3 protein-coding genes are annotated in these 3,615 nt (G+C 61.4%); 2 read left to right on the top strand and 1 reads right to left on the bottom strand.

Translation table 11 applies throughout. The features are described from left to right. Positions 1–291: transglycosylase SLT domain-containing protein (locus tag KAZ48_09525; protein ID MBP7973028.1), on the top strand; the 291-nt coding region annotated here is incomplete at its 5' end. A gap of 275 nt (positions 292–566) precedes the next feature. Here KAZ48_09525 and KAZ48_09520 read toward each other — a convergent pair. Next, positions 567–3,107 (bottom strand): FtsX-like permease family protein, encoded by a 2,541-nt coding sequence (locus KAZ48_09520; GenBank protein ID MBP7973027.1) that lies wholly within the window; start codon positions 3,105–3,107, stop codon positions 567–569. 213 nt (positions 3,108–3,320) lie between these two features. Between KAZ48_09520 and KAZ48_09515 the strand changes: the two genes are divergently transcribed. After that, the gene (locus tag KAZ48_09515) at positions 3,321–3,608 is read left to right on the top strand and encodes a metal-sensitive transcriptional regulator (protein ID MBP7973026.1); all 288 of its coding nucleotides are present in this window, start codon (positions 3,321–3,323) and stop codon (positions 3,606–3,608) included. The last annotated feature ends 7 nt before the right edge of the window (positions 3,609–3,615 follow it).

The following is a 3,615-nucleotide window of genomic DNA, read 5'->3' as shown; positions in this document are numbered from 1 at the left end:
TGGGCGCGATACGGAACCGATGCCGACGGCAACGGTCGAGCCGATCCGTTCAACCCCGCCGACTCGATCGCAACGGCGGCGAAGTTCAACTGCGTCCAGTACAACGAAGTTCGGTCGATTTCAGGCAACAACACCAAGTTGATGTTGGCCGCCTACAACGCCGGCCTCGGTGCCGTTCAGAAGTATGGCGGCATCCCGCCGTACGCCGAGACCGAGGATTACGTGACCAAAGTCCTCAATGCAAGGGACCGGGTGGCACCGCAGTTCAGTAAGTCGGCCTCACCTGCGTGACAGTTGCGTCGTCTGCCTAGACACCCCCGCTGCGACCGTGACAGCGTGTGGACATGAAGAAAATCGCTCTCATCCTCGGTGCCCTTGCTGTTGTCGTTGGAATCGGAGTGCTGCTGCGCAAACGCTCAGCGGACACCGCCGAAATCGCCGCCTAGCAGCGACGCGGTACGTGGATGGCCCGCACGTAACGCTTGGCGCCCGATTCGGACGCCAAGCGGGCGGGGTGGCCGCGACCGGGCATTCACTGGATCGCCTACGTGAGGCTGAAGTTCCGGCTACTCGGCATTGATGGCTGCCAAGATGTTCAATCTTGAGGCTCGTATGGCTGGTCGTAGTCCAGCAATGACGCCGACGAGGCCACCGACTATCGCCACAAAGACGAGTTCACCAATTGGCAGTGAGAACTCCGCGACTGCTTGCTCGGACTGCACGGCCTTCATGAGCGCCCATCCGAGCACGATGCCCAAGACCAGACCGGAAAGCGTCCCGAACAGCGCGATGATCACCGATTCCCACCGCACCATGGAGCGCGTCTGACTGCGGGACTGCCCGACCGCGCGGAGCAGGCCCAACTCGCGGGTTCGCTCGTGGATCGACAGTGACAAGGTATTGGTGATCCCCATCAAGGCGATGACGATCGCCAGTACCAGCAGGACGTACACGATGCTCAGGAGCTGGTCGATCTGACCCGATGCGGACTTGATGAACTCGTCGCGGGTCTGGACATTGCCGGCGCCGAAGCTGTCGGCGACCGCTTGAACTGCCGCTTGGCCCTGTTGAACCGAGACACCGTCCTTGAGCTTGATGAGTTCGGTCGTTGAACTGACCTGCTTGACATGTTGGGAGTAGGTCGCCAACGGCACGATCCCCTTACCGACGATCTCTTCACCCTCGTAAACCGAACCAACGGTCATGATCACCACCGTGCCGTCAGTGAAGACGACAGGCACCTGCGATCCGACGTCCCAGCCATTTGATGCCGCCGTATCCCGCGACAACGCAAGCTGCTTGGCCGTGAGTTGGCCGATCGCAGTTCCTCTGGCCGGAACATCAAGGACCTGGCTGAGCAGGGCGGGATCAGCGACGGTAACGATCAACTGCTTCTGGTTGGCAATGACGGTGCCGGTCGCGAGCGCAGCAGCCGCCGAAACCTCCGGCAACTCGTTGATCTGCGCCGTCATCTTTGGGCTGTAGCCCGGGCCACCGAAGTTGTTCGATGACATCACCAACTCGCCCTTGAACGATCCCGCGACGCTGGAGTCGATCGAGGTCTTGATGGATGAGGCGAAGATGGTGAATAGGGTCACCACCGCTACGCCGACAACCAGCGCGGCCGCCGTATTGGCTGTCCGTTTGGGGTTACGCATGGCATTGCGTTGAGCCATCCCACCAGCGACCCCGCGGGCCCACCGCAACGGTGTACCCATGATGATCGCCACCGGGCGAGCCAGAATCGGAGCGAAGATGAGGAACCCGACGAAAGTCATACCCGCACCGACGGCAGCGCGCTGAAGAATCAACGCATCAGATGAGAAGGCCATCGTTACCAGGATGATCAGACCCAGGCCACCAATCACTGCTCCTAGCCACTTGCGCGTGACCGAAGCGCTCGAGTTGTCGATGGAGACGTCTCGCAGCGCAGCCAGTGGTGGAATGCGCGATGCCCTGATTGCTGGTAGCACGCTTGCCAGCACCGTCACGACGATGCCGACGGTCGCGGACAACGCGATGGTCCCAGCCGAGACCGTCAGCCCACCTGCGGGTAGACCAAAACCAATGGCGTCTAGCAGCGCTTTGAGGCCCGCGGCCAATGCGACACCCGCACCAATCCCGACGACGGACGAGATGATGCCGATCACCAGCGACTCGGCCGTCAGCGAGCGCATGATCTGCGCTCGCGACGCTCCAATTGCCCTCAGCAGCGCGGACTCACGCGTTCGTTGCGCCACCGTCACGGCGAAAGTGTTGTAGATGCTGAAGCTCGCCACCACCAGCGCGATGACCGCGAATACGAGCAGGAAGGTCTTGAAGAATCCCAGGAAACCGGAGTTGATCTGCTCGTTCTGATCAGCGGTGAGCTGCGTGCCAGTGACGGCCTCCGTGCCCTTGGGCAAGATTGGATTGACCGCAGCGACCAATTGGTCTTGGCTCACACCGGGTTTGGCCTGAAGCGTGATCGCGTTGACCTTGCCCGGGTAGCCGAGATACTTCTGGGCGTCTTTGAAGGTCAACCCGGCGTATGTCGTGCCACCGATGCCGTCCTCGGAGCCGAAGGTCGCGATACCGACAACGGTCATCTTCACCGGATCGGGGAAGCGCACCGTGGTCGTTGAACCAATCGTCAAATCCCCGGCTTTGGCGGCCCCGCGATTGATGACCACCTCGTTTGCCTTGGTGGGCGCTTGGCCGTCGACAATCTTGTAGGGGTTGAGGCCGGTGTTCAGGACCCAGTTGCCAGCAAACGAGGGTGGTCCGTCGGCGCCCACGGGTTTTCCATCCGACCCGGTTATCTGCGCGACCCCTTGGATAGTCGGCTCGACCGAGGCAACCTCGGGAACCTTCTCAAGTTCAGGTATCAACGATTCGGGGACCAACGACGGTTGGCTGTCTACGCCGGCGCCGACCTCTTCCGATCCCTGGACGACGGCATCTGTGCCGGCATTGGCCGCTGCGAAGATCCCGTCAAAGCTCGCTCGCATGGTGTCGCTGAGAACCAGGGTGCCTGCCAGGAAGGCCACGCCAAGAATGACGGCAGAGCATGTTCCGATCAGTCGCCGCTTGTGGGCCGTGAGGCCCCGCAGCACAACTCTCCACACGTCACTTGCCACCTAGTCGTCGCGTTGGGCTTTGGTCGCACATTACCTGCCCGGCCAGCGGGCCACGCGAGCACCGGACCGGCGGTGGACAACTGCGAGTCACAGCAGCGCACTTCCCGCTCAAAGGCATCTCCGGGTTCTAGTCAGGAATACCCCCTAGGGGTATGTTGTTCAAGTAGGCAGTCCGTCAGACCGATGTGCGCAGGTGAGCCAATGACGACACCCGGATACTCAGACACCAAACAGGCACAGCTCAAACGACTACGCCGGATCGAGGGTCAGATCCGCGGAATCGAGCGGATGGTCGAATCCGACACGTATTGCATCGACGTACTGACCCAGGTTTCGGCGGCGAGCAAAGCACTCGATGCCCTCGCTCTTGGACTTCTTGACGAACACTTGCGCCACTGTGTTGTCCAGGCCGTCGCCGCAGGCGGCATTGAAGCCGACGCAAAACTGACCGAGGCATCTGCGGCAATTGCCCGCCTGGTGAAGAGCTAGCACCCAG

Source organism: Candidatus Nanopelagicales bacterium (assembly GCA_018003655.1).
Classification (GTDB): domain Bacteria; phylum Actinomycetota; class Actinomycetes; order S36-B12; family UBA10799; genus JAGNDY01.
Note: the sequence above shows the minus strand (reverse complement) of the source record. Positions and strands in the feature narration are given on the sequence as shown.